The following is a 23,800-nucleotide window of genomic DNA, read 5'->3' as shown; positions in this document are numbered from 1 at the left end:
ACGGCGCCCGCTGCGTCACGCCATCGCCCACCGAGCGCCCCCGCGCATCTCCGAAGGAACCTCATGGCCGTCCTGTCCCCACCGAAGTCCTCTCGTGATGCGGACCGCACGCCTCGGCGCATCGCGTTCTCGCAGAACCGCGGCAAATGGGATGTCAAACTCTCCCCGTACCTCTACATCTCGCCCTTCTTCATCCTGTTCGCCATCACGGGGCTGTTCCCGCTGATCTACACCGCCTACGTGTCGGTGCACGAATGGAAGCTCCTGAGCGGACAGGGGGAGTTCGTCGGCTTCGACAACTACCTCGCGGTCTTCGACCAGCCGAACTTCTGGAAGGGCCTGCGCAACACCTTCTCGATCTTCCTGCTCTCCTCAGTACCCCAGGTCATCACAGCACTGCTGCTGGCCGCGCTCCTCAACGCCAACATCCGCGCCAGGACCTTCTGGCGCATGGCTGTGCTGCTGCCCTACGTCGTGGCTCCCGTGGCCGTCGGCCTCATCTTCGGCCGCCTGTTCGCCGAGGACTCCGGCGCCATCAACGCGCTGCTCGAGATCTTCGGCATCGGGCCCGTGAAGTGGCAGGCGCAGGCGTTCCCGAGCCACCTCGCGATCGCGTCGATGGTCAACTTCCGGTGGACCGGGTACAACACCCTCATCTTCCTCGCCGCCATGCAGGCGATCCCCTCAGAGCTCTACGAGGCCGCGATCATCGACGGCGCAGGCCGCGTACGGCAGTTCTTGTCCGTGACGGTCCCGCAGCTGCGCCCGACCATCATCTTCATCGTCATCACCGCCACGATCGGTGGGCTCCAGATCTTCGACGAGGCCCGTCTGTTCGACGTGAGCGGACAGGGCGGCGCGAACCGTCAGTACATGACGATCACGATGTACCTCTACGAGCTCGGCTGGGGCAACCAGAGGAGTTTCGGAAAGGCAGCCGCCGTCGCCTGGATCCTCTTCGTCATCATCATCGTCATCGGCATCATCAACTTCGCGATCAGCAGCAAGATCGCTTCATCAGGCAGCGCCCCGGCGAAGAAGCGCAAGGGCCTCTCGAACAACCGGAGGACGCGATGAGCTCCATCCCCGTCATCGCCCAGACCGCTGGCAAGGGTGCCGCCCGGAGCGTCGCCAGACGCCGCAAGCTCCCGGGCGCCGGACCCAATCGCCGCCCGGGCTGGGTCACCTACGCGATCCTCACCGTCGTCGTCCTCATCTCCGCGTACCCGATCTACTACACGTTCCTCCTGGGGTCCTCGACCCAGGCCGAGATCTCCGTGCACCCGATCCCGGACGTCATACCGGGCGGGCACCTGCTGGAGAACTTCAGCCGGGTCTTCGACTCGAACCTTCCCTTGTGGAAGGGGTTCTTCAACTCGCTCATCATCTCGACGCTGCAGTCGCTCTCCGTCGTCCTGTTCTCCACGCTCGCGGGCTACTCGTTCGCCAAGCTCCGGTTCCGCGGTCGGCGGCCCCTGCTCGTCTTCGTCATCGCGACGATGGCGATCCCCACCCAGCTCGGCATCGTCCCGCTCTTCATCGTCATGTCGGAGATCGGCTGGTCCGGCAAGATCATCGCCGTCATCGTGCCGGGGATGGTCACCGCATTCGGCGTGTTCTGGATGACGCAGTACCTCGAGGGCGCGCTCCCCTACGAGCTCATCGAGGCGGCCAGGGTCGACGGCGCGTCGATGATCCGCACCTTCTGGCACATCGCCCTGCCAGCGGCACGTCCCGCCGCAGCGATGCTCGCGCTCTTCACGTTCGTCGGGAGCTGGACGGCCTTCTTCTGGCCGTTCATCATCCTCAACGGGCAGAATCCGACCCTCCCGATGGTCGTCTCGCTCCTGCGCGGCGGGTTCCGGTCGGACTACTCGCTCATCATGGCCGCCGTCCTGCTGACGACCCTCCCGCTCATCCTGCTCTTCGTGCTTGCCGGCAAGCAGCTCGTCGCAGGAATCATGCAAGGAGCTGTCAAGGGATGAGTTCCGACAACGCACACGGATCCCTCGTCTTCCCCGACGGCTTCCTCTGGGGCGCGGCCACGGCCGCGTTCCAGATCGAGGGCGCCGGTCACGTCGACGGGCGGCGCGACTCCATCTGGGACACCTTCTGCAAGGTGCCCGGGGCGGTCCTCGACGGTCACGACGGGGAGGTCGCCTGCGACCACTACACCCGGTACGCGGACGACGTCGCCCTCATGCAGAGCCTCAACGTCGGCGCCTACCGCTTCTCGACCTCCTGGTCGAGGATCCGGCCGGACGGCGTCAGCGGGGCCGCCGGCATCAACCACACAGGTCTGGACTTCTACTCGCGGCTCGTGGACTCGCTGCTGGAGAAGGACATCCTCCCCTGGCTCACGCTGTACCACTGGGACCTCCCGCAGGCGCTCGAGGACAAGGGCGGGTGGACCAACCGGGACACCGCCTACCTCTTCCAGGAGTACGCAGCGACGGTCCACGACGCCCTGGGTGACCGGGTCGGCGTGTGGACGACGCTCAACGAGCCGTGGTGCTCGTCGTTCCTCAGCTACACGGCGGGCGCTCACGCGCCGGGGCGGCAGTCGCGGCCGGACGGCCTCGCTGCGGCGCACCACCTCATGCTCGGGCACGGTCTGGCGATCCAGGAGCTGCGCTCCCGCGACGCGGGCGCCGACCTCGGGATCACGCTGAACTTCACGGTCGCCGACCCGGTCGACGCCCAGAACCCGGACGACGTGGACGCGGCCCGCCGCATCGACGCGCAGTTCAACCGGGTGTTCACGGACCCCATCCTCACGGGCTCCTACCCGGCGGACCTCATCGAGGACCTGGACGCGCAGGGTCTTGCCGAGGGTTTCCTTGCGCTCGTCCAGGACGGTGACCTCGAGATCATCTCGTCGCCGATCGACGCGCTCGGCGTGAACTACTACCACGGGGAGGCGGTCAGCACGACACCCCCGTCGTCGTCGTTGCACGGAAGTGCGCCGGTCCCCCGCGCGACATCCTCGCCCTACCCGGCCGCCGACGGCGTCTACACCCACCCGCGGGGCCTCCCCGTCACGGACATGGACTGGGAGGTGCAGCCTGAGGGCCTCACCCGGCTGCTGCTGCGCCTGCAGGCTGACTACACGGGTCCCCGTGGTGTCCGCCTGTACGTGACGGAGAACGGATGCGCCTACGATGACGTCGCGGACGCGGACGGCTTCGTCGACGACCAGGACCGGCTCGAGTTCTACGACGTGCACCTGCGCGCTGTGCACGACGCCATCGACCAGGGAGCGGACGTCCGCGGGTACTTCGCCTGGTCCCTCCTGGACAACTTCGAGTGGGCGTGGGGTTACCACAAGCGTTTCGGTATCGTGCGGGTGGACTACGAGACGCAGGAGCGGATCGTCAAGGCGAGCGGCGCCTGGTACTCCCAGGTGGCGGCGAGCAACACGCTCGCAGCTCGCTCCGTCGTGTCCGGCTGACCTGCAACGCACATCGAGGGGGGACACCGGTGTCGCCCGGAGGAGAACCATGAGCATGCACGCTCCGACGTTGGAGGAGGTCGCGCAAGCGGCGGGCGTCTCACGCTCGACCGCCTCACGCGCCATCAACGGCGGCTCACGGGTCTCCCCGGAGGCACAGGCCGCGGTGGACGACGCGATCGCCCGGCTCGGGTACGTCCCGAACCGGGCGGCGCGGTCCCTCGTCACCCGCCGCACCGACTCGATCGCACTCGTGGTCCCGGAACCCGACGAGCGCGTCCTCAACGATCCGTTCTTCGCGGCGACCCTCCGTGGGATCAACTCGGCCCTGCGGGCCACGGACCTGCAGCTCGTGCTGCTCCTCGCCCAGCCCGGCGAACGTACGGGCCGCATCGCGCAGTACCTGCGCAACGGTCACGTGGACGGAGCGATCGTCGTCTCGCACCACCGCGAGGACGAGCTGGAGTCGGCGATCGAGGCGTCCCGGCTGCCCGCCATGTTCGTGGGGCGCCCCTTCACGCTCCCCCCAGGTGTCCGGTTCGTCGGGGTCGACAACCACGCCGGCGGTCGCCTCGCGACAGAGCACCTCATCGAGACCGGACGTCGTCGGATCGCCCACATCGCCGGGCCCAGCGACATGACAGCGGGTGAGGACCGCCTCTCGGGATGGCGTGAGGCACTGGAGCGCGCAGGCCTGGAGGAAGGCCCTCTCGCGCGAGGAGACTTCACGACGGCCGCGGGTGTGCACGCGATGGAGGCGATCCTCCGCGAGGACCCGGCGATCGACGCCGTGTTCGTCGCGTCGGACCTCATGGCGCTCGGTGCGCTCCGCGTCCTCGCGAAGCACGGACGCTCTGTGCCGGGCGACGTCGCCGTCGTGGGATACGACGACCTCGGCGTGAGCGAGGGCACCGTCCCGCCCCTGACGACCATCACGAACCCGGCCGTCCGCATGGCGCAGTACGCGGCAGAAGAGCTTCTCACGATGCTCGGCTACCGCCTGGACGACAGGGACGAGGACCTCCTGGATCGGGCGCGACCGTCCGTCCACGCGGACGGGCACCTCGTCCTGCGCCCGGAGCTCCGTCGGCGCGCCTCCAGCTGAGGACCGGACGCGGCACGACCTGCAGCCACGGCCGGTCGAGGGCAGACTGGGGCGATGACCTCAGCAGACATTCCCACAGCCCCCCTGCCCGGAGGGGCCATCCCGCTCCTCGGCTTCGGCACGTGGCAGTCGGAGGGCGACGACGCCTTCACGTCCGTCCTGCACGCCCTGCGCACCGGATATCGGCACATCGACACGGCCACCGCCTACGGCAACGAGGACCAGGTCGGCCGGGCGATCGCCGAGTCCGGCGTCCCCCGCGACGAGATCTTCGTGACCACGAAGCTGCCGCCGGACCACGCTGGCAAGGAGCGGGAGACCCTCGAGCGCTCCCTCACGAACCTCGGACTGGACCATGTCGACCTCTGGCTCATCCACTGGCCGCCGAACAAGCAGGCCAGCCCCCAGGTCTGGGAGCAGCTGCGTCTGCTCCGGGACGAGGGACTCGCCTCCTCCATCGGCGTGAGCAACTACTCCACCGCGCAGATCGACGAGCTCGTCGACGCCACGGGGGAAGCCCCCGCGGTCAACCAGATCCCCTGGGGCCCGAACGACTACGACGCGACGCTCGCCGCGACCCTCGGGGCACGCAACGTGGTCCTCGAGGGATACAGCCCGTTCAAGCGGACCGATCTGGACGACCCCGTGCTCGCCGAGATCGCGCACGCCCACGGGGTCGATCCCACCCACGTCGTCCTGCGCTGGCACATCGACCACGGGTTCGTCGTCATCCCGAAGTCGGTGACCCCCGCGCGCATCGAGTCCAACTTCCGGGCGCTCGATCTCACGCTCGGCGCCGACGAGATCGCCCGGATCGACGCGCTGGGCGGCGCCGGCGAGGTCGAGGAGCCCTAGCGGTCGGCGCCCCGGCCGACGAGCTCCGTGCAGCACCACGAGGAGAGACGACGATGACGAGCCGCGTCCGCGCAACGACGCCCCCGCACGTGAGCCCGTGGGCGAACGCTCTCGGCCAGCTTGCGGGCGCGATCGAGATCCTCGGGTACGACGAGGGGCTGCACGAGATGCTCGCCACCCCTCGTCGGGAGATCGCCGTCGCGGTACCCCTGCGTCGCGACGACGGTCGCACGGAGCTCTTCCAGGGGTACCGGGTGCAGCACAACGTCTCCCGGGGCCCCGGGAAGGGCGGACTGCGGTACCACCGTGACGTGCACATCGACGACGTCCGCGCACTCGCCATGCTCATGACGTGGAAGTGCGCGATCGTCGAGCTTCCCTACGGTGGTGCGAAGGGCGGCGTCGGGATCGACCCGCACGCGTACAGCCAGTCCGAGCTCGAACGGGTGACCCGCCGCTACACGAGCGAGATCATCCCGGTCATCGGCCCCGAGCGCGACGTCATGGCCCCGGACATGGGGACGAACGAGCAGACCATGGCGTGGGTCATGGACACGTACTCGGTCAGCCAGGGGTACACGATCCCCGGCGTCGTCACGGGCAAGCCGCTCGCGGTCGGCGGGTCCCTGGGGCGCACGACGGCCACCTCGCGCGGCGTGGTCCACGTGACGGCTGCAGCACTCTCGGCGGCGGGGGGCACCGTGCGCGGTGCGACGATCGCCATCCAGGGCTTCGGGAAGGTGGGCTCGCACGCGGCCGCGATCTTCGTCGAGGAGGGCGCCCGCGTCGTGGCCGTGAGCGACGAGTACGGCGGCGTCACCGACCCCGCCGGCCTCGACGTCCAGCGTCTGCTCCAGCACGTCGGCGCGACGGGGTCCGTCGTCGGCTTCGACGCCGCCGATCCGATCGACAACCGCACGCTCCTCGCGCTCGACGTCGACGTCCTCGTTCCCGCGGCGGTCGACGGGGTCCTCGATGCCCGCACAGCGCCCGACGTGCGCGCCCGGATCGTCGTCGAGGGCGCCAACGGACCGACGACGGCCGAGGCCGACGCGATCCTCGCGTCACGTGGGGTGGTGGTCGTCCCGGACATCCTCGCGAACGCCGGCGGCGTCATCGTGTCGTACTTCGAATGGGTCCAGGCGAACCAGGCCTACTGGTGGACGGTCACCGAGATCGAGGAGAAGCTCGCACGCCGCATGCGGTCCGCGTACGCGGACGTCGCGCAGCTCGCCCGCGACCAGGGCCTCACCCTGCGCGACGCCGCGCTGGCCATCGGCGTGCGGCGCGTCGCGGAGGCCCACCAGATCCGCGGCCTGTATCCCTGACCGCGGATCCGAGCGGCGCTCGTCAGTCCTCGTCAGTCCTCGTCTGCCAGCGGCTGGCGGTCGGCCCACGCGTGCAGGTCGGTGCGCGGACCGGTGAAGAAGGGCACCTCTTCCCGGACGTGCCGACGGGCCTCGGTCGCGCGCAGGTCCCGCATGAGGTCGACGATCCGTTCGAGCCGTGACGCCTCGAACGCGAGGATCCACTCGTAGTCTCCCAGCGCGAACGCTGAGACGGTGTTCGCACGCACGTCCGCGTACCCCGCCGCAGCCATGCCGTGGTCGCGGAGCATCGTCGACCGCTCGGCGGGGGGCAGCAGGTACCAGTCGTAGGAGCGGACGAACGGGTACACGCAGATGTACGCCTCGGGGGCCTCGTCGGCCATGAACGCCGGGATGTGCCCCCGGTTGAACTCGGCGGGCCTGTGCAGCGCAGCGACGGACCACACGGGCTCGAGGTGTCGACCGAGCTCGGACGCGCGAAGGCGCTGGTAGGCGCCCTGCACCGACTCGATGCTCGGTCCGTGCCACCACACCATGAGGTCCGCGTCGGAACGCAGGCCACCGACGTCGTACCACCCACGGACCGTGAGCTCGGTGTCGGTGCCTGCGCTGGCACCGCCCACCGCGGCGAGCGCGTCGTCGACGAGCGTCCTGCGCGCCGCGTCGTCGGCGGGCAGCGTCTGCACGGTCGAGAAGACCGACCACATGACGTACCGCACCGTCGCGTTGATGTCGGAGGTCTCGATGACGTCACCCGTGTCGGGGCGGTGGTGGACGTGGGCACTGTCGGTCATGTGAGGTCAGCTCTCTGCAGATGGGGGTGGACGCGTCGGTGGATCAGCTCATGAGGTCGACGCTGCACAGCGCCGGGATGCCGCTGTCCTCGCCGTCACGGCGCCGGCAGCAACCCGCTCGGCACACCGACCGGAACGCGGGGAGCGTCCCTACGGTGGCCTCGGTGACGTCCTCGCCCCGGGCGAGGGCGGCGCGCTCGAGCACGAGGTCGACGAGGCCAGCGATGAACGGGGCCCGGGTGCTCACCGTCCCGGCCCGCACCGCCGCCATGCCGAGGTCCCGGGCGGTGGCGAGCGCCTCGGTGTCGAGGTCGTACGCGACCTCCATGTGGTCGGAGACGAACCCGATCGGTGAGAGCACGACGGACCGCACCCCCGCTTCCGCGAGCTCACCGAGGTGGTCGTTGACGTCGGGCTCGAGCCACGGCTGGCTCGGGGGGCCGGATCGCGAGCAGTAGGCGAGGGACCACGGGACCTCGTGGCCGAGCTCGGTCGCGACGCCCGCGGCGACGACGGCCGCGAGGTCCAGGTGCTGCGCGGAGTACGTGGCACCCGAGACGGCGGACGCGGCCTCCATCGTGTCGGGGATGGAGTGCGTGACGAACACGAGCCGCGCCTGCGCCGGGTCGCCGTCGGGGCGGGCTGCGAGCGCCCGGTACCCCTCCACGACCGCGTCGATGTTGGCCTGCGCGAACCCGGGGTGGTTGAAGTACGACCGGATCTTGTCGAACTGGACGCTCGTCGACCCCTGCGGGCCGAGCTCCCCGGCCGCGTCGAGGGTGACCGCGAGGTCCTCGCGGTACTGACGGCAGCCCGAATAGGACGAGTACGCGCTCGTGACGAGCACGACGGCCCGCTCGGCCCCCCGCGCCTTGAGCTCGTCGAGCGCGTCCCGGGTGTACGGCTCCCAGTTGCGGTTGCCCCACACGACGGGCAGGTCGATGCCGCGGGCGGCGAGCTCGGCCTCCAGCGCCGCCTTGAGCGCGAGGTTCTGCTCGTTGATGGGGCTCTTCCCGCCGAAGCCGTAGTAGTGCTCGCCCACGGCTTCGAGCCGCTCGTCAGGGATGCCCTTGCCGGCCGTGACGTTGCGGAGGAACGGCACGACGTCCTCCGGCCGGTTCGGCCCCCCGAAGGAGTAGAGAAGCAGAGCGTCGTACGGCGTGGCAGGCGTGCCGGCTGACCCGGTCGTGGCGCTGGTGAGCATGCCCACCATCATCCCACCCTCGGCGCAGAGGTTCCTGGGTACGTGGGGTCGTGAGATGTGACGTTCCACCCCGGTCGGCGGTCACCGACCGAGGCGTCGCTCGCGGGCTGCGTAGGAGCGCAGTGCACGCAGGTAGTCCACCCTGCGGAAGTCCGGCCAGTACGCCTCGCAGAAGTAGAACTCCGAGTGGGCGCTCTGCCACAGGAGGAAGCCGCCGAGGCGCTGCTCGCCCGACGTACGGATGACGAGCTCGGGGTCCGGTTGCCCCTTGGTGTAGAGGTGCTCGGCGATGTGCTCGACGTCGATGTTCGCGGCGATCTCCTCGATCGTCTCCCCCGCCGCGGCACGCTCGCGCAGGAGGTCACGGACCGCGTCGGCGATCTCGTGGCGCCCGCCGTAGCCCACGGCCACGTTGACGTGCATCCCCTCGACGGACGCGGTCTGGGACTGGGCACGCCGGAGCGTCGCGGCGACGTCGTCGGGCAGGAGGTCGAGCCGCCCGACGACCCGCAGCCGCCAGCGCCGCGCCTCGGCGAGAGCCGTGACGGACTCCTCGATGATGCCCAGGAGGTCGGCCAGCTCCTCCGCGCTCCTGGACAGGTTGTCGGTGGAGAGCATCCAGAGCGTGACGACCTCGATGCCGAGCTCTTCGCTCCAGGCGAGGAACTCCTCGATCTTGTCCGCACCGCGGCGGTGGCCCGTCGCCGCGGGCGCGCCGGAGGACCGCGCCCAGCGCCTGTTGCCGTCGAGGATCACGCCGACGTGCCGCGGCGTGGCGTCGCGGGGCAGCGAGTCGGCGAGGCGCTGTGCATAGAGCCCGTAGAGCAGGTCAGGCATGCGCACGGGAGTGCCTTTCGAGGTGATCGGTGAGAGTTCACACGCTACCGCTCACCACGCGCCCGAGCAGGCGTGTCCACCGCTCGATGTCGAGCACTCCTCCGACGTAGGCATAACCTACGGAGGCGTAAGTTACGCTCGAGGCGACCCACCACCGACCGAGGAGAAGCACTGTGGCCCGAGGAGAACCTGGACCGACCGGGCCCGCCGACCACCTGGCGGACGCCGCCGATCACGTCGCCGATGCCGCGTCTGCGGTCGCCGAGGCGGTCAAGCCGAGGCTACGGGGCTGGATCCACGCCGGCACGGCACCGTTCGCCCTCGCCGCGTGCATCGTGCTCGTCGTCCTCGCGCCCCCCGTCGCAGGTCGGGTGTCCACCGTCGTGTTCGGCCTGAGCGCGGTCCTGCTGTTCGGCACCAGTGCCGTCTACCACATCGGCAACTGGTCGCCGCGGACGGCCGCCCGCCTGCGCCGCGCGGACCACTCCAACATCTTCCTCATCATCGCCGGGACGTACACGCCGCTGGCGGTCCTCCTGCTCAAGCCGTCCACGGCGACCGTGCTGCTCGTCATCGTGTGGACGGGCGCCGTCGTCGGGCTCGTCGCCCGTGTCGTCTGGCTCGACGCCCCGCGCTGGGTGTACGTCCCCATCTACCTCGCGCTCGGGTGGGTCGCCGTCGGCTACATGCCACAGTTCTGGCAGGCTCCCGACGGGCCGCTCATCGTGTGGCTCGTCGCTGTCGGCGGGCTCGCGTACACGCTGGGAGCGATCGTGTACGCGACCCGGCGCCCGGACCCGCGCCCGCGGTGGTTCGGGTTCCACGAGATCTTCCACGTGCTCACGGTCGTCGGGTTCTGGTGCCACTACGCGGCGATCCTCGTGGCGACGCTCGCCGCCCGCTGACACCTGCGACGGCCTCCCGGGCGAGCAGCCGGTCAGCCGGACGCCGCAGGACCGCCGACCTCCGCGGGGACGACGCGATACCGGCGGTTGGCGAGCGACGGGTTGCGTTCCCGCTCCGCGCGGATCCCCGCCGGGTCGACGTCGGCGGTGCGCAGCTCGGCACGGTCCCCGAGCTCCATCTCGACGCGACCGTCCGGCCCCACGAGCACCGAGTGCCCGCACACACCCCGGCCCGACTGGCCGACGCCGACGACAGCGCAGGTGTTCTCGATGGCCCGGGCCTGCGCGAGCACCCGCCACTGGTCCACCTTGCCCGGCCCTGCCGCCCACGCCGCGGGGACGACGAGGATCTCCGCCCCGGCGTCGACCAGCCGGCGCGCGGACTCCGGGAACCGGAGGTCGTAGCACGTGAGCACCCCGACGCGGGTTCCGGCGACGTCGACGACGAGCGGCGGTGCCGCCGGGTCCCCTGCCTCGAGCCGCTCCGACTCACGGTGACCGAACGCGTCGTAGAGGTGGACCTTGCGGTAGGTCCCGACGAGCTCCCCGGCAGCGACGGCCACGACGACGTTGCTCGCCGTCCCCGGGGCGTCCCCTGGCAGCACGGTGCCGGCGAGCACCGCCAGGCCCGTGCCCGCCGTCGCCGCGCGCAGCGCCCGGACGAACGGTCCGTCGAGCGCCTCCGCCTGCGCGGCCCCCGACCCGGCCGGCTCGTACGCGCTCGCGTACTCGGGCAGCACGAGCAGGTCGCTGCCCAGGCGGAGCGCCTCGGTCACCGCCTGGCGCGCGACGAGGAGGTTCGCGGCGCGGTCAGGGCTGACCTCGATCTGAGCGATCGTGACGCGCACCTCAGGCCCGGCCGTCGTCCCCGGTGCCCGTCTCGGGGTCACCGTCCGCCGTGCTGGGGGCACGGTCGGAGAACTGCCCGTCCACGCGGGTCTCCGTGCCGGTACGGTGCGCCACCCGGCGCAGCTTCCTCGTCATCGACAGGATGAGGAAGATCGTCACGACGACGACCGCGAAGATCGCGAGGAAGCCCTCGAGGCCGGGTGAGACGTCCGTGGGCTGGAGGTCCTCGCGCATCGGGTCCTGCGTCGTCGACTCCTGCGGGGTCGGGTCCCCCGTCGGGTCGTCGGCGAGCACGAGCTCGCCGACCCACAGGGGCGCCGGGGACGTGGCGGTGGTGGGCTCATTCATCGGGTTGTCTCCTCGTGGGTCGTGACGCCTGCGAACAGGTCGTCCTCCGGGAGGGTCGTCGTCACGCGGGACTCCGCGAGCTCGTACTCCTCGTACGGCCACACGTCGATCTCCAGCTCACGGGGGATCGCGAAGAAGAAGCCGTCGGGGTCGATCTGTGTGGCGTGCGCGCGCAGCGCAGCGTCGCGGGCCGGGAAGTACTCGGCACACTCGATCCGGGTGGTGACCTGGCGCTCGGGGATCTCCCTCGCGGCTCGCGACTCCACCCAGTCGCCGAACGGTGAGACGAGGCCGGCGTCGATCATCGCCTCGTGCATCGTGCGGATGCGCGCCATGGAGAAGTCGTGGTTGTAGTAGAGCTTCGACGGGGTCCATGCCTCCCCCCGGCCCCGGTACCGCTCAGGGTCGCCCGCCGCGGCGAACGCCTCGACAGAGATCCGGTGGCACATGATGTGGTCGGGGTGCGGGTACCCGCCGCTCGGGTCGTACGTCGTCATGACGTGCGGCCGGAAGTCGCGGACGATCTCGACGAGGGGGGCGGCCGCGTCCTCGAGCGCCTCGAGCGCGAAGCATCCGGGGGGCAGCGGGGGAAGCGGGTCACCCTCGGGCAGACCCGAGTCGACGAAGCCGAGCCATCGGTGCTGGACCCCCAGGGCGCGGACCGCCGCGGCCATCTCCGCCGTCCGGATCTCGTGCATCTCTGCCGGGTCTGTGACCTCGCGGCCGTACGCGGGGTTGAGGATGCTCCCGGCCTCTCCGCCGGTGCAGCTCACCACGAGGACCTCGACGCCCTGCGCCGCGTAGCGCGCCGTCGTGGCCGCTCCCTTGCTCGACTCGTCGTCCGGATGTGCGTGCACGGCCAAGAGCCGCAGGGGCGACGTGGTCACCTGGTTCTCCTCGGGTCACGGCCCGTGACGCTGTCACAGCTGCGTCACGGACACGACGATAATGGTCTGAGACCCATGATCCCCTACGTGGCGCCGCGCCACGTCCTACGCTGAGCAGATCGTCCGGAGGCGCCCACATGCACGATCCTGAGCCGCAGGCCCAGCCGCGCACACCCCCGCCCCTGCCGCCCGGCCGCTACGGCCCGCAGCGGCCGCCCGTCCGGCGCCCGGTCGCGGTGGTCGGCGCGGTCCTCCTCCTCGCGGCAGCCGTCGTCGTCGCTGCGTGGTTCGCCTTCGGATCGACGTCGAAGGACGTCCGCGGGAAGGAGGTCGGCTTCGAGGTCCTCGGACCGGAGAGCGTCGTCATGACCTTCGACGTCGCGAAGCCCAAGGATGCGACGGTCGTGTGCACGCTCGAGGCGCTGAGCACGAACTACGCGCAGGTCGGCACCAAGGACGTCACGGTGGGCCCGGCGGACGTCACCGAGCAGCGGATCCGGACGGAGATCGCCACCTCGGAGGAGGCCGTGACCGCCGTCGTCGACTCCTGCCGCCTGCAGGACTGACCCGGCGTTCGACGCGCCGTGCGGCGACCGCTGGGTTAGCGTGACATCCGCGCAGCCGCGGCAGAGCGAGCCCGGGACACCGGTCCCGTACCGCCACGGTGGGCGCGCCAGCGCACACCGCGCGGCTGGTCCGCCCAGCCGAGCCCTGATCCCCACGGAGACCTCATGCCGGCTCCCCTCGACCTCGTGCACCGCCCGGCCCCGCACGGCCGTCCGGAGTCCAGCCCCGCTGACGACCGGCACGGGACCATGCCGTTGCCGACCCCGCGCGGGCCGGTGAGCACGGCCCTCCTCACGCTCCTCGTGGGGGATGCGTTCGACGACGCGACCTCCGCCCGAGAGGTCGAGCGCGCGGTCGCGGCTCGCGTCCCCGTGCCGGCACCAGCGGGCGGCCCGCCGGCGATCGTCCTCGACGAGGACGCGCAGCTCACGCTGACCTGCCTGTACGAGCTGCACTACCGCGGCATCGCGGGGGTGGACGACCGGTGGGAGTGGCACCCGGGACTGCTCGCCGTGCGCAGCACGCTCGAAGCCGAGCTGGAGGCCGCGGTACGCGCCCACGTCGTCGTCCCACCGGCGCCACGGCCCGTGCGTGCCGCCGTCGCCGCCGCGCTGTTCGACCTCGCCGGGCAGGAGAGCGGCCCGAGCCTCTCGCGGTTCGTCGCACGCAGTGCCACCGTGGACCAGCTCCGGGAGCTCATCACGAGCCGGTCGCTCTACCAGCTGAAAGAGGCCGACCCGCACACCTGGGCCATCCCGCGCCTCGGCGGTGCGCCGAAGGCTGCCCTCGTCGAGATCCAGTCGGACGAGTACGGCGCGGGCCGACCCGAGCGCATGCACGCCGCACTGTTCGCGACGACGATGCGCGCGCTCGGTCTCGACGACTCCTACGGGGCGTACGTCGACGTGGTCCCTGCGCCCTCGTTGGCCTCCCTCAACGTCATGTCGCTGTTCGGTCTGCACCGTCGCCTGCGCGGCGCTGCCGTGGGGCACCTCGCCGCCTTCGAGATGACGTCGTCGATCCCCAACCGGCTCTACGGCAACGGGTTCCGGCGCAACGGGTTCGACGCGAGCGCGACCGAGTACTTCGACGAGCACGTCGAGGCGGACGCCGTCCACGAGCAGATCGCCGGACGCGACCTCGCCGGGCGGCTCGCGGAGCAGGACCCGTCGCTCCTCGACGACATCCTCTTCGGGGCCGCCGCGTGCCTCGCGGTCGACGGATGGGCCGGCGGGCACCTCATGGCTGCGTGGAACCGGGGAGAGTCGGCGCTCCGGCCCCACGACGCGGCAGGACGGACGAGTGCGACAGCCTCCTGACGGAGCGACGTACATCCTGCCCCTGCGCTGGTCCCACCCGGAGCCGGCCTGGGAGCTCACGGCATACCTCCGCCGCCTGAGCAGGTGGATCGACGTCATCGTCGTCGACGGTTCCGCGCCGGACGTCTTCGCACGGCATGACGAGCTGTGGCGGGACGTCGTCCAGCACGTGCGCGTCGACCCGCGCCTGCCTGGGACGAACGGGAAGGTCCGCGGAGTCGTCACGGGCATGCGTCTGGCGACCACGGACCGCCTTGTCGTCGCGGACGACGACGTCCGCTACACGCGCGAGTCCCTCGAGCGGGTCGTCGGGCTGCTCGACGAGGCCGAGCTCGTCCGACCGCAGAACTTCTTCGACACGCTCCCCTGGCACGCCCGGTGGGACACCTCACGCACGCTCGTCAACCGGGCGCTCGGCGCCGACTACCCCGGCACGCTCGCCGTACGACGCACGGCGCTGCCCGCCCACGGCTACGCCGCCGACGTCCTCTTCGAGAACCTCGAGCTCATCCGTACCGTGCGTGCGGGCGGCGGGCGGGAGGTGCGAGCGCACGGCGTCTATGTCGCGCGGCGACCCCCTCGTGCCCGACACTTCTGGGAGCAGCGGGTCCGGCAGGCCTACGACAGCCTCGCCCAACCGACCCGGCTCGCGGCCGAGCTCGCGCTGCTGCCGCTCCTCGCCGTCGGCACCCGGCGGCCGGGCTGGCTCGCCGCAGGACTCGGGGCAGCCGTCGTCCTCGCCGAGACCGGCCGACGTCGCGCCGGGGGCAGGACCGTCTTTCCCGCGTCCTCGTCGGCGCTCGCGCCGTTGTGGCTCACCGAACGGGCGGTGTGCGCGTGGCTCGCGCTCGGCTACCGCCTGCGCGGTGGCGTCCCGTACGCGGGGTCCCGCCTGGCGGTCGCCGCCCACGGCATGCGGGAGCTGCGTCGCCGTCGCGCGGATCCCTGCGACGCACACCATGATGAGGACTCACCACGAAGAACGGGGAACCGATGAACGACCGGACGACGATCGTCGGCGAGGACGACGTGGAGATCACCCTCTGCCCAGACGGCCCACTTCTTGTCCGGGGCGCCGTGACGCTCGTGGACGCCGACGGGCTGCCCGTCCCCGGACGCAGGTCGACGATGGCGTTGTGCCGCTGCGGTGCATCAGCGATCAAGCCGTTCTGCGACGGCACGCACAAGGTCAACGGATTCACGACACAGGGGTGAGCGGGACGGACGCGGCTCCGCCCGTGGCTCCTCCCTTGATATACTGGCCTATTCAGCGGTCGGCGACGCCGGCCTGCTGACCATCTCTGTCAGACCCGGACCGGTCGAGAACTGTCGAGCCCGTCCCGGCACGAGCCGTCGGACCCACCGACGAGCTCGTGCAGGACGGGCTCGGTGGCGTTCGGACGAGACCGGACCGGGGACGGACAGCACGTGACACCCACGACGCGCGCACGGTGCGCCCGTCAGGCAAGGAAGGAGCGACCTGTGACCGAGACGAACGTCACCTGGCTGACCCAGGAGGCTCACGACCGACTCCAGGCCGAGCTCGCACACCTCAGCGGACCCGGACGCGCCGACATCACGGACCGCATCGCCGCGGCACGTGACGAGGGCGACCTCAAGGAGAACGGCGGATACCACGCAGCTCGCGAGGAGCAGGCCAAGAACGAGGCCCGCATCCGCGAGCTCACCGAGAAGCTGCGCAACGTGCGGATCGGCTCGCCGTCCGACGACGGGGTGGTCGAGCCTGGCATGGTCGTCACCGCGCTCGTGGGCGGTGACGAGATGGTGTTCCTGCTCGGCTCGCGAGAGATCGCGGAGACGGCGGACATCGACGTGTACTCCGAGCGCTCCCCGCTGGGTGCAGCCATCAACGGCAAGCGCGTCGGCGAGAAGGCCAGCTACACCGCACCCTCCGGCGTCGAGATCTCCGTCGAGGTCACGGCAGCCACGCCCTACACGGGCTGACGGCCCGCGGCGCGGTTCCCGCCGCGCCGCGGCGCCCGGGCCTCGACGAGTGCTCAGTGCTCCGCGAGGTTGTACCCCTGGCTCCGCAGATGGTCGAGCAGCGCGGCGCAGTGATCTGGCCCCTTCGTCTCGACCTGCATCGTCACCTCGACCTCGTCGATCGCGAGGTCGACCCCCGTCCGCACGTGATCCACGTGCATGACGTTGCCGCCCGATCGCGCGAGATCCTGCAGCAGCCCGGCGAGGGCACCGGGCCGGTCGATGAGGCGCACCCGGACCTGCAGGTACCGGCCCGCTGACGCGAGCCCGTGCCGCAGCAGCCGCAGGAGCACGAGCGGGTCCACGTTGCCGCCCGACAGCACGACGACGACCGGACCCGGATACGCCTCGCCGTGCGCCATGAGGGCGGCGACACCGGCGACGCCGGCCGGCTCCACGACGAGCTTCGCCCGCTCGGCCACGAACAGCAGGGCCCGCGAGAGGTCTTCTTCTGTCACGGTCCGCACCTGCGCGCCGGAACGGTGCACGATCTCGAAGGGGAGCCGCCCCGGGGTGCTCACGGCGATCCCGTCGGCCATGGTGGACAACGGCACGGTCTGCATGGGCGCACCACCGGCCAGGGACGCCGGATATCCGGCGGCACGCGCAGCCTGCACACCCACGACACGTACGTGCGGCGCCAGCGCCGCCATGGCCGCGACGACACCCGCGAAGAGTCCTCCCCCGCCGACCGGCACGAGCACCGTCCGCACGTCGGGCACCTGCTCGAGGATCTCGAGCGCCACGGTCGCCTGTCCGGCGATGACGTCGGGGTGGTCGAACGGATGGATGAGCACCGCGCCCGACCGGGCGGACTCCTCGCGTGCCGCGGCGAGGACGTCGTCGACGCTCGTCCCCACGAGCCGGACCTCGGCACCGTACTCCCGGGTCGCCGCGATCTTCGGCAGCGCGGCGTCCGTCGGCATGTACACGACGGAACGCAGACCGAGGAGATGAGCGCCGAGGGCCACGCCCTGGGCGTGGTTGCCCGCGCTCGCCGCCACGACGCCCCGGACCTTCTCCTCGGGCGACAGGCGGGCCATGCGCACGTATGCACCCCGGATCTTGAACGACCCCGAGCGCTGGAGGTTCTCGCACTTGAGCAGCACCCGGGTGCCGGCGAGCTCGCTGAGCGCACGGCTCGACTCGACCGGTGTCACCTGGGCCACCCCGTCGAGCATCGCCGCCGCAGCGCGGATCGCGGCGAGGTCGACCCCGTGTGCCGACGCGTCCGCGAGCGTGGCACTCACGCGCCCGTGCCCTTCTCGTCCGTGCCGTTCTCGCGCGCACGGTTGCGTCGCGCGCGGAGCTTCTCGAGGGCGGCGCGGCCAGCCTCGGCCGTCGACGTGAGCAGCTGCGGTGGCTGGCCGGCCTCGTCCGGCGTACGGTCCTGCGGCTGCCAGCCCTTGTCGTCCCCGATGTGGCGTTCGGCGCTCGTGATCATGATCGCCCGCCGGGCGTTGGGTCGCATCGTGATGTGGTCCTCGAACCCGAGCTCGGGGAACTTGTCGTGACCGTGGAAGTACAGCACCACGGTGTTGAGCACGGCGACGATGGGCACGGCGAACAACGCACCGACGATGCCCGCCACGAGGGTCCCGCCCGTGACGACGAGGAGGACGGCCACGGGGTGCAGGGAGACGGCGTGCCCCATGAGCCAGGGCTGCAGGACGTTGCCCTCGATCTGCTGGACGAGCAGGACGACGCCGAGCATGATGAGCGCGGCCACCCACCCGTTCGCGACGAGCGCCACGAGGATCGCGATCGACCCCGTGATGATCGCCCCGACGAACGGGATGAACGAGCCGATGAACACGAGCACCCCGAGCGGCAGCGCCAACGGCACACCGATGATCGCGGCACCGACGCTGATGCCCACCGCGTCGATGAACGCCACGAGGATCTGCGTCCGCGCGTACGACGCAAGAGTGACGAGCCCCCGACGGCCCGCCTGGTGCGTGCGCTCGCGGGTGTGCCGCGGCAGGAGCCCCACGCTCCACGTCCAGATCCGGCGTCCGTCGATGAGGAAGAACAAGGTGCAGAACAACGCGATGACCGTCCCGGCGAGCACCTGCCCGACCGTCGTCGTCACCGACAGTGCCCCCGAGACCAGCGTCGAGGAGTTCGTCTGCGCCGTCGCGACGAGCTCGTCCCAGTAGACCTCGAGGCTCGCGCTCTCGATGTGCAGCGGGCCGTCCGAGAGCCATCCGAGCAGCTGCTCGAACCCCTTGACCGCCTGGTCGCTCAGCTCGCTGAGACCGCTGGCGATCTCCCGTCCCGCCACGACCGCGAGCGCGACGACGGCGGCGACGAGCGCGAGGACGGACGTCGCAGCCGCGAGCGCGTTGGAGAACCGCAGGCGGGTGCGCAGGAACCGCGCGAGCGGCTGGAGGAGCACCGTGAGCAGGAGGGCGACGGCGACGGGGATGACGATGACCTTGAGGTACGCCACGACGTAGAAGAGCAGCGCCACGCCGAGCGCGATGGCGACGAGCCGCCACGACCAGGCCGCGGCGGTCTGCACGCTCGGCGCGACGCTCTCGGCCCCGACGGGGCGCGCCTTGGCGTGCGCAGCCGTGCCCAACGTCTCGCTGCTCACGCGGACCGCGTGGCCCTCGACCGCCGCGGGGCGGTCAGCCTGCGGGGTGCGCGCACCCGGTTCCGTGCTCATACGTGCTGCCCTCTCGTCGTGGCAGGTTGTCGTGCGGTGCTGCCGTTAGGTTGTCGTGCGGTGCTGCCGCCCGGTGTGTCGTGCGGCGCTGCCGCCCGGTGTGTCGTGCGGCGCTGCCGCTAGGTTACGGGGCGCGGACCGGGAACAGCGCGGACCCCCCGTGTGTTGACGCCGGAGAGAATCATCCCCGTCCGCACCCGGGCGGACCATCCAGGAGGTCACATGTTCGGATCACTGTTCGGGTCGCCACGTACGACGACGATGGTCACTGCCGACCGCGCACTCGCGGGCCGCCCCCTCCCGACGTACACGGTGCCCGCACTCCACGCGGTGCTCGGCACGCCGCTCGCCGGACCGTGGCCGGAGGGGACGCGTGTCATCTACCTCGGGCTCGGGTGCTTCTGGGGTGCCGAGAAGGAGTTCTGGCAGCTCCCGGGCGTCGTGACGACAGCGGCGGGCTACCAGGGTGGCTTCACGCCGAACCCCACCTACGAGGAGGTGTGCACCGCGATGACCGGGCACACCGAGGCGGTCATGGTCGCGTACGACCCGACCGTGCTCAGCGACGCACAGCTGCTCAAGACGTTCTGGGAGTCGCACGACCCGACGCAGGGCTTCCGCCAGGGCAACGACGTCGGGACGCAGTACCGGTCGGCCGTGTACTGGACCACGCCCGAGCAGGAGCAGCTCACCCGGTCCACGCTCGAGGCCTTCCAGACGAGCCTGTCGGAGCGGGGCTTCGGTGAGATCACGACCGACCTGCGCCCGGCGGAGGAGGCCGGGACGTTCTACTACGCCGAGGGCTACCACCAGCAGTACCTGCACAAGAACCCCGCGGGCTACTGCCCGGTGCACTCCACGGGCGTCTCCTGCCCCGTCCCCGTCTGAGACGTGGTGGTCCGGTCGGTAGGCTCGGACCGTGCGACACGCCCTGCGGATCGTCACCGCCCTCTATCTCGGGCTCGTCCTCGTCGTCACGTGCTGGCCGTCACCTGAGCAGTCCGCCGCCCCCCGGTGGATCGAGACCGCGCTGGCCTGGTGCGCTGCGCATGGCGTCCCGCTGACGTTCGACGCCGCCGAGGCGCTGGGGAACGTCGTCATGTTCGTGCCGTTCGGTGTCCTCGTGCTGCTGCTCGTGCGCCCCACCGGGGGCGAGGCGCGGCATGCGCCGACGGGAGGCAGCGACGATCGTCGGGGTGCTGGGGGCGGCCGCCCGACGACCCGGACGGCGACGCTCGTCGTCGCCGGAGCGGGATGCTTCTCCGCAGCCGTCGAGACGGTCCAGCGCGTCCTGCCCGGGCGGGTGTCCACCGTCCAGGACGTCGTGCTCAACACAGCAGGCGCCGCGGTAGGGGTCCTGCTCGTCGCCGCGCTCGCGCTGCGTGGCGTCAGCGGTGCCCGCGCTTTCCCCCGGACTTCCCGGGCTTCCGGCCGCTAGAGCGAACCCCGCCCCTCGCGGCGGCCTTCCGCTCGGCAGCCGCCTTCCGATCCGCGGCCGCCCGCGCCGCAGCCCGCTTCGCCGCGGTCGCCTTCGAGACGACGGGCTCCGCCGAAGCCCCGGCCGCGGCCTGCGGAACGGCGGCCTGAGAAGCGGCGCCGCGCCCTCGGGAGCTGTTCGCCGTGCGGCCCCGCACGATCCCGATGAACTCCTCGACGAGCTCCGTCGTGCGGTCCACGTGCCACGCCAGGGCGACCGAGGACGTCGGACCGTCACTGACCGGTCGGTACACGACGTCCCTGCGGTGGTGGAGCCGTGCCAGGGACTGCGGGACGACAAGGAGCCCGGCACCGGCGGCGACGAGCTCGACGGCGTCGGCGATGGTCTCCGGGCGCTCGCGCGCGGGAACTCCCGGACGGGTCTCCCACTCGAGGAGGTCGTCGAGCGGGTGGAGCACGGTCTCGTCGGCGAGATCGTCCGCGCGCACCTCGTCCACGGCACTGACGACGTGGTCGGTGGGGACGAGGACGACGGGAACCTCGCTGTAGAGCCCGATGGCGCTGAGCTCGGTCGTGTCCACCGGCAGGCGCAGGAGCGCTGCGTCCACGTCACCGGAGCGAACTGCTCCCCGGGCCTCGAGGACGGGCAGGGGAACGAGCTCGAGACGCACCTGTGGCAGGCGGTCCCGCCACACTCCGACCCACTTCGCCGGAGTGACGCCGGGGACGTAGCCGAGACGGAAGGTCGGCGGCGCCGGAAGGTCTGGCTCCGCTGGCCCGTCGGGCGGCGTCTCGTTGTTCACGTCAGTCAGGCTACCGGTCGCGCGGCCGATATCCTTGGTCCATGACCCCGCCGAAGACGCCCCAGTCCATGAAGCCCGCGACCGCGGCGAAGAAGCTCGGCGTGTACCTGCCTGCCGCACCCGAGGAGTTCCAGCACTCGTCGATCACCCGTGACGAGCTCGATGCCCTGCAGACGAATCCGCCGGAGTGGCTCGTCGAGCTGCGCCGCAACGGCCCGCACCCCCGACCGACGGTGGCGGCCCGGCTCGGTGTCTCGATCGCCGGCCTGGCTCGCGGGGGCATCACCGAGGCTCTCACCACGGAGCAGATCAACGAGCTGCGCGAGGAGGAGCCGGAGTGGCTCGTCCGTGAGCGCGCGGTCCAGGCGCAGGTGCGAGCCGAGGAGGACCGCATCCGCGCGCGTGACGAGAAGCTCGCGCAGAAGAACGAACGACGCGACTGACCGCTCGTCAGGACGCGGGGGCGCCGGCGTCCGCGTGGCCGAGCGAACGGCCCGGAGCCACCCGGTCCCGGACCCGGCGCTTGAGCTCGGTGATCTCCGGGAACCCACCGTCGACCTTGCGGTTCCAGATCGTCTCGCCGTCGACCGCGACGCGGAAGACCCCACCGGCGGCCGGGACAAGAGCCACCTCGCCCACGTCGTCCTGGAACGTCGTGAGGATCTCCTGGGCCATCCACGCGGCGCGCATGAGCCATCGGCACTGCGTGCAGTAGGTGATCGCCACGCGCGGGAGGGCGCGGCCGGTCACGCTCGTGCGTGCACCCGCCGTCGTCACCGTCGGCTCAGGGGTGGGAAGGGCTGTGGGCTGCGTCATGCTCTGCTCCAGCTCGTCGTCGTCCTGCACACTGTAGCCACCACCTCAGAGCCGGGGGGTGACCACCGGGCCGTCGGGTCCGACGCGGACGTCGAAACCCCGGACCGCATCGCCCCCCTCCTGCACCGCGTAGAGGGTGTGCTGGTCCCCGAGCCTGGCCGAGGGGATCTCGATGAGCGTGTACCTCGGGAACCGCTGGAGGAGCGACCGGAGGGCCGAGCGGACCTCGTCGGACGTGTGGATCGACCCCTCGAGCCGATCGACGGTGCTCGCCCTCCCGGTCGCGACCGCGCGGAGGTACTCGGTGACGACGCCGCTGGGAGACCGTGAGCCGTTGCCGCTGTCGAGCGCCGGCCTGCCGTCCTCGTCGTAGAGCGGGTAGACCTCGAGCATGCGGACGCCGTCGAAGTTCTCGCCGGTCACCGCCCTGCCCTCCGCGTCGACGCCAGGCTCGTCCGTCTGCATCCAGGTCGTCGCGTACCGGGTGCTCACCGACGTGTCGACGCCGTCCGCGCGCTCGTAGGTGACGTCGATCGTCACGCCGACGACAGGGTCGTCGCTCGACGTGCGACCCACGACGGAGACGTCCGACGCCGTCACCGACACGTCTGCGGGACGTTCCACGCCGGTCCACTGCTCGACGAGGTACGCGGCGTGCGCGGTGGCATAGGCGCGCGACTGGTTCGACAGGTACAGGTGCTCGGACAGCCGGCCTGCGACGTCGGCGACGGCGAGCCCGGGTGGCAGCACGACGTCAGCGCGCGGCGGTGGGTCGACGGCATACCGGAGCTCGACCTGCTCGATGAGCGTGACGAGGCGCTCCGCCTGGGCCACGGCCACGTCGTCGTCCGCTCCATCGACGCTCGGGAGGATCGCGTAGGTCGCCGACGAGCACGCCGCCAGCAGGCTGGTGAGGGCTGCTGCTGCCAGCCACATGCTCCGTGCGCGAAGGTTGGTCACCCTCCAAGCGTGGCCCGCAGTGCGTGACCTTGACATCCGTCCGGGGGCGGAGATATGTCCCGGTCGCTCCTCCGATGGGTGGAGACGCGCCGACGGCCGCACCCCGTGGGAAGCGGCCGTCGGCAGCGGGCAGCGCGGGAGCGTCGCCTCGTGGGATGCGGTCAGGAGACTCCGACGACGTCCACGACGAACACGAGGGTCGCGCCGCCCTCGATGCCCGCCTGGGGGACGCCTCGCTGGCCGTAGCCGAGCTCCGGCGGGATGGAGAGCAGGACGCGGGAGCCGACGAGCTGCCCGACGAGCCCCTGGTCCCAGCCGCCGATGACAGCACCCACGCCGATGGGGAAGTCGATGGTCGCGCCGCGGTCGTAGGAGTTGTCGAACACCCCGCCGTTCCACGACTGTCCGAGGTAGTGCACGACGATGGTGTCGCCGGCGGACACCTCGTCGCCGCTGCCCTGGACGAGGACCTTGACCTGCAGCCCCTCGGGGGCTGCGGTGTCGGGGAAGGTCAGCGTCGGCTTGTCGCCGAATCCGCCGGATACCTGGGGGAGCTCGTTCGTCATGGAGAGACCTCTCGTGTGTTGGTGGGGAACCTTCACCCTAGGGCGAGGACGCGACGAGGGCCACGTACGTCCGTCGGACGTACGTGGCCCTCGT

General features: G+C 71.2%; 27 protein-coding genes. 15 read left to right on the top strand and 12 right to left on the bottom strand.

Annotated features, from left to right (window positions below):
* Positions 1-63: 63 nt before the first annotated feature.
* From AC54T1_RS14120 to AC54T1_RS14095, 6 genes are read left to right on the top strand one after another with little or no spacing between them, the layout of a single operon-like run.
* Complete coding sequence (locus tag AC54T1_RS14120) at positions 64-1,077, top strand: carbohydrate ABC transporter permease (RefSeq protein ID WP_496912317.1); 1,014 nt, start codon at positions 64-66, stop codon at positions 1,075-1,077.
* Positions 1,074-1,985 (top strand): carbohydrate ABC transporter permease, encoded by a 912-nt coding sequence (locus AC54T1_RS14115; protein WP_496912316.1) that lies wholly within the window; start codon positions 1,074-1,076, stop codon positions 1,983-1,985. The genes AC54T1_RS14120 and AC54T1_RS14115 overlap by 4 nt, the downstream gene beginning before the upstream one ends.
* Positions 1,982-3,451, top strand: a complete 1,470-nt coding sequence (locus AC54T1_RS14110; RefSeq protein ID WP_484345800.1) for a GH1 family beta-glucosidase — start codon at positions 1,982-1,984, stop codon at positions 3,449-3,451. Before AC54T1_RS14115 ends, AC54T1_RS14110 begins: the two co-directional genes overlap by 4 nt.
* Positions 3,452-3,500: 49 nt before the next feature.
* Positions 3,501-4,556, top strand: a complete 1,056-nt coding sequence (locus AC54T1_RS14105; RefSeq protein WP_484345801.1) for a LacI family DNA-binding transcriptional regulator — start codon at positions 3,501-3,503, stop codon at positions 4,554-4,556.
* Between the two features lie 54 nt (positions 4,557-4,610).
* Positions 4,611-5,411, top strand: a complete 801-nt coding sequence (locus AC54T1_RS14100; protein WP_496912315.1) for an aldo/keto reductase — start codon at positions 4,611-4,613, stop codon at positions 5,409-5,411.
* 53 nt (positions 5,412-5,464) lie between these two features.
* Positions 5,465-6,739, top strand: coding sequence for a Glu/Leu/Phe/Val family dehydrogenase (locus tag AC54T1_RS14095; protein ID WP_496912314.1), 1,275 nt, complete (start codon positions 5,465-5,467; stop codon positions 6,737-6,739).
* Between the two features lie 32 nt (positions 6,740-6,771).
* Here AC54T1_RS14095 and hemQ read toward each other — a convergent pair whose 3' ends face one another.
* The 3 genes from hemQ to AC54T1_RS14080 form a co-directional block, all read right to left on the bottom strand.
* Positions 6,772-7,533 carry a hydrogen peroxide-dependent heme synthase gene (gene hemQ / locus AC54T1_RS14090; protein ID WP_484345804.1) on the bottom strand — a complete coding sequence of 254 codons (762 nt, stop codon included), beginning with the start codon at positions 7,531-7,533 and terminating at the stop codon, positions 6,772-6,774.
* 43 nt (positions 7,534-7,576) lie between these two features.
* Entirely contained in the window at positions 7,577-8,737 is a 1,161-nt protein-coding gene (locus tag AC54T1_RS14085; protein WP_484345805.1) for a ferrochelatase, read from the bottom strand.
* An 81-nt stretch (positions 8,738-8,818) separates the two neighbouring features.
* Positions 8,819-9,574 carry an isoprenyl transferase gene (locus AC54T1_RS14080; protein WP_484345931.1) on the bottom strand — a complete coding sequence of 252 codons (756 nt, stop codon included), beginning with the start codon at positions 9,572-9,574 and terminating at the stop codon, positions 8,819-8,821.
* Between the two features lie 215 nt (positions 9,575-9,789).
* Here AC54T1_RS14080 and trhA point away from each other — a divergent pair, with 215 nt between their 5' ends.
* Positions 9,790-10,479, top strand: a complete 690-nt coding sequence (gene trhA / locus AC54T1_RS14075) for a PAQR family membrane homeostasis protein TrhA (protein WP_484345932.1) — start codon at positions 9,790-9,792, stop codon at positions 10,477-10,479.
* A gap of 32 nt (positions 10,480-10,511) precedes the next feature.
* On the opposite strand, the gene AC54T1_RS14070 is transcribed toward trhA, so the two are convergent.
* Genes AC54T1_RS14070 through mca form a run of 3 tightly spaced genes read right to left on the bottom strand, consistent with a single transcriptional unit; the run spans position 10,512 to position 12,563 of the window.
* Positions 10,512-11,369, bottom strand: coding sequence for a carbon-nitrogen hydrolase family protein (locus AC54T1_RS14070; RefSeq protein WP_496912313.1), 858 nt, complete (start codon positions 11,367-11,369; stop codon positions 10,512-10,514).
* Positions 11,329-11,676, bottom strand: a complete 348-nt coding sequence (locus AC54T1_RS14065) for a hypothetical protein (protein ID WP_496912312.1) — start codon at positions 11,674-11,676, stop codon at positions 11,329-11,331. The genes AC54T1_RS14070 and AC54T1_RS14065 overlap by 41 nt, the downstream gene beginning before the upstream one ends.
* Positions 11,673-12,563 carry a mycothiol conjugate amidase Mca gene (gene mca / locus AC54T1_RS14060; protein ID WP_484345808.1) on the bottom strand — a complete coding sequence of 297 codons (891 nt, stop codon included), beginning with the start codon at positions 12,561-12,563 and terminating at the stop codon, positions 11,673-11,675. The genes AC54T1_RS14065 and mca overlap by 4 nt, the downstream gene beginning before the upstream one ends.
* 137 nt (positions 12,564-12,700) lie before the next feature.
* On the opposite strand from mca, the gene AC54T1_RS14055 reads away from it, so the two are divergent.
* The 5 genes from AC54T1_RS14055 to greA all read left to right on the top strand — a co-directional run bounded on the left by AC54T1_RS14055 (position 12,701) and on the right by greA (position 16,414).
* A complete protein-coding gene (locus tag AC54T1_RS14055) occupies positions 12,701-13,129 on the top strand; it encodes a DUF4307 domain-containing protein (RefSeq protein ID WP_484345809.1) in 429 nt (142 codons plus the stop codon).
* 249 nt (positions 13,130-13,378) lie between these two features.
* The gene (locus AC54T1_RS14050) at positions 13,379-14,449 is read left to right on the top strand and encodes an iron-containing redox enzyme family protein (protein WP_496912326.1); all 1,071 of its coding nucleotides are present in this window, start codon (positions 13,379-13,381) and stop codon (positions 14,447-14,449) included.
* On the top strand, positions 14,433-15,446 hold the full coding sequence (locus tag AC54T1_RS14045) for a glycosyltransferase family 2 protein (RefSeq protein WP_496912311.1): 1,014 nt from the start codon (positions 14,433-14,435) through the stop codon (positions 15,444-15,446). The genes AC54T1_RS14050 and AC54T1_RS14045 overlap by 17 nt, the downstream gene beginning before the upstream one ends.
* Complete coding sequence (locus tag AC54T1_RS14040) at positions 15,443-15,664, top strand: CDGSH iron-sulfur domain-containing protein (protein WP_484345811.1); 222 nt, start codon at positions 15,443-15,445, stop codon at positions 15,662-15,664. The genes AC54T1_RS14045 and AC54T1_RS14040 overlap by 4 nt, the downstream gene beginning before the upstream one ends.
* Positions 15,665-15,931: 267 nt before the next feature.
* Positions 15,932-16,414, top strand: coding sequence for a transcription elongation factor GreA (gene greA, locus AC54T1_RS14035; protein WP_484345812.1), 483 nt, complete (start codon positions 15,932-15,934; stop codon positions 16,412-16,414).
* A gap of 53 nt (positions 16,415-16,467) precedes the next feature.
* Here the strand turns inward: greA and ilvA are convergent, their stop codons facing one another.
* A complete protein-coding gene (ilvA, locus tag AC54T1_RS14030) occupies positions 16,468-17,634 on the bottom strand; it encodes a threonine ammonia-lyase (RefSeq protein ID WP_484345934.1) in 1,167 nt (388 codons plus the stop codon).
* A gap of 65 nt (positions 17,635-17,699) precedes the next feature.
* Complete coding sequence (locus AC54T1_RS14025) at positions 17,700-19,124, bottom strand: AI-2E family transporter (RefSeq protein ID WP_484345813.1); 1,425 nt, start codon at positions 19,122-19,124, stop codon at positions 17,700-17,702.
* Positions 19,125-19,346: 222 nt separating this feature from the next.
* Between AC54T1_RS14025 and msrA the strand changes: the two genes are divergently transcribed.
* Both msrA and AC54T1_RS14015 read left to right on the top strand, forming a co-directional pair.
* The gene (msrA, locus tag AC54T1_RS14020) at positions 19,347-20,012 is read left to right on the top strand and encodes a peptide-methionine (S)-S-oxide reductase MsrA (RefSeq protein WP_496912310.1); all 666 of its coding nucleotides are present in this window, start codon (positions 19,347-19,349) and stop codon (positions 20,010-20,012) included.
* A 31-nt stretch (positions 20,013-20,043) separates the two neighbouring features.
* Positions 20,044-20,562, top strand: coding sequence for a VanZ family protein (locus AC54T1_RS14015; RefSeq protein WP_496912309.1), 519 nt, complete (start codon positions 20,044-20,046; stop codon positions 20,560-20,562).
* Here the strand turns inward: AC54T1_RS14015 and AC54T1_RS14010 are convergent.
* The gene (locus AC54T1_RS14010; protein ID WP_496912308.1) at positions 20,513-21,364 is read right to left on the bottom strand and encodes a LysR family substrate-binding domain-containing protein; all 852 of its coding nucleotides are present in this window, start codon (positions 21,362-21,364) and stop codon (positions 20,513-20,515) included. The genes AC54T1_RS14015 and AC54T1_RS14010 overlap by 50 nt on opposite strands.
* A 41-nt stretch (positions 21,365-21,405) precedes the next feature.
* Between AC54T1_RS14010 and AC54T1_RS14005 the strand changes: the two genes are divergently transcribed.
* Positions 21,406-21,807 (top strand): DUF5997 family protein, encoded by a 402-nt coding sequence (locus AC54T1_RS14005; RefSeq protein WP_484345817.1) that lies wholly within the window; start codon positions 21,406-21,408, stop codon positions 21,805-21,807.
* Positions 21,808-21,814: 7 nt separating this feature from the next.
* Here the strand turns inward: AC54T1_RS14005 and AC54T1_RS14000 are convergent, their stop codons facing one another.
* The 3 genes from AC54T1_RS14000 to AC54T1_RS13990 form a co-directional block, all read right to left on the bottom strand.
* Positions 21,815-22,180, bottom strand: coding sequence for an Rdx family protein (locus tag AC54T1_RS14000; protein ID WP_496912307.1), 366 nt, complete (start codon positions 22,178-22,180; stop codon positions 21,815-21,817).
* Positions 22,181-22,225: 45 nt separating this feature from the next.
* The gene (locus AC54T1_RS13995; protein ID WP_484345819.1) at positions 22,226-23,140 is read right to left on the bottom strand and encodes a hypothetical protein; all 915 of its coding nucleotides are present in this window, start codon (positions 23,138-23,140) and stop codon (positions 22,226-22,228) included.
* Positions 23,141-23,301: 161 nt separating this feature from the next.
* Entirely contained in the window at positions 23,302-23,706 is a 405-nt protein-coding gene (locus AC54T1_RS13990; RefSeq protein ID WP_496912306.1) for an FKBP-type peptidyl-prolyl cis-trans isomerase, read from the bottom strand.
* Positions 23,707-23,800: the final 94 nt, after the last annotated feature.

This window comes from Sanguibacter sp. Z41_6 (genome assembly GCF_059621145.1).
The sequence above is the reverse complement of the archived record's forward strand: the minus strand, read 5'-3'. Positions and strand labels throughout refer to the sequence as shown.

Bases quoted from the DNA above. Each gene is read 5' to 3' on its own strand.
- AC54T1_RS14120 (WP_496912317.1), top strand. From the start codon at position 64: ATGGCCGTCCTGTCCCCACCGAAGTCCTCTCGTGATGCGGACCGCACG.
- AC54T1_RS14115 (WP_496912316.1), top strand. From the start codon at position 1,074: ATGAGCTCCATCCCCGTCATCGCCCAGACCGCTGGCAAGGGTGCCGCC.
- AC54T1_RS14110 (WP_484345800.1), top strand. From the start codon at position 1,982: ATGAGTTCCGACAACGCACACGGATCCCTCGTCTTCCCCGACGGCTTC.
- AC54T1_RS14105 (WP_484345801.1), top strand. From the start codon at position 3,501: ATGAGCATGCACGCTCCGACGTTGGAGGAGGTCGCGCAAGCGGCGGGC.
- AC54T1_RS14100 (WP_496912315.1), top strand. From the start codon at position 4,611: ATGACCTCAGCAGACATTCCCACAGCCCCCCTGCCCGGAGGGGCCATC.
- AC54T1_RS14095 (WP_496912314.1), top strand. From the start codon at position 5,465: ATGACGAGCCGCGTCCGCGCAACGACGCCCCCGCACGTGAGCCCGTGG.
- hemQ (WP_484345804.1), bottom strand. From the start codon at position 7,533: ATGACCGACAGTGCCCACGTCCACCACCGCCCCGACACGGGTGACGTC.
- AC54T1_RS14085 (WP_484345805.1), bottom strand. From the start codon at position 8,737: ATGCTCACCAGCGCCACGACCGGGTCAGCCGGCACGCCTGCCACGCCG.
- AC54T1_RS14080 (WP_484345931.1), bottom strand. From the start codon at position 9,574: ATGCCTGACCTGCTCTACGGGCTCTATGCACAGCGCCTCGCCGACTCG.
- AC54T1_RS14065 (WP_496912312.1), bottom strand. From the start codon at position 11,676: ATGAATGAGCCCACCACCGCCACGTCCCCGGCGCCCCTGTGGGTCGGC.
- AC54T1_RS14055 (WP_484345809.1), top strand. From the start codon at position 12,701: ATGCACGATCCTGAGCCGCAGGCCCAGCCGCGCACACCCCCGCCCCTG.
- AC54T1_RS14050 (WP_496912326.1), top strand. From the start codon at position 13,379: ATGCCGTTGCCGACCCCGCGCGGGCCGGTGAGCACGGCCCTCCTCACG.
- AC54T1_RS14040 (WP_484345811.1), top strand. From the start codon at position 15,443: ATGAACGACCGGACGACGATCGTCGGCGAGGACGACGTGGAGATCACC.
- ilvA (WP_484345934.1), bottom strand. From the start codon at position 17,634: ATGCTCGACGGGGTGGCCCAGGTGACACCGGTCGAGTCGAGCCGTGCG.
- AC54T1_RS14025 (WP_484345813.1), bottom strand. From the start codon at position 19,124: ATGAGCACGGAACCGGGTGCGCGCACCCCGCAGGCTGACCGCCCCGCG.
- msrA (WP_496912310.1), top strand. From the start codon at position 19,347: ATGTTCGGATCACTGTTCGGGTCGCCACGTACGACGACGATGGTCACT.
- AC54T1_RS14005 (WP_484345817.1), top strand. From the start codon at position 21,406: ATGACCCCGCCGAAGACGCCCCAGTCCATGAAGCCCGCGACCGCGGCG.
- AC54T1_RS14000 (WP_496912307.1), bottom strand. From the start codon at position 22,180: ATGACGCAGCCCACAGCCCTTCCCACCCCTGAGCCGACGGTGACGACG.
- AC54T1_RS13990 (WP_496912306.1), bottom strand. From the start codon at position 23,706: ATGACGAACGAGCTCCCCCAGGTATCCGGCGGATTCGGCGACAAGCCG.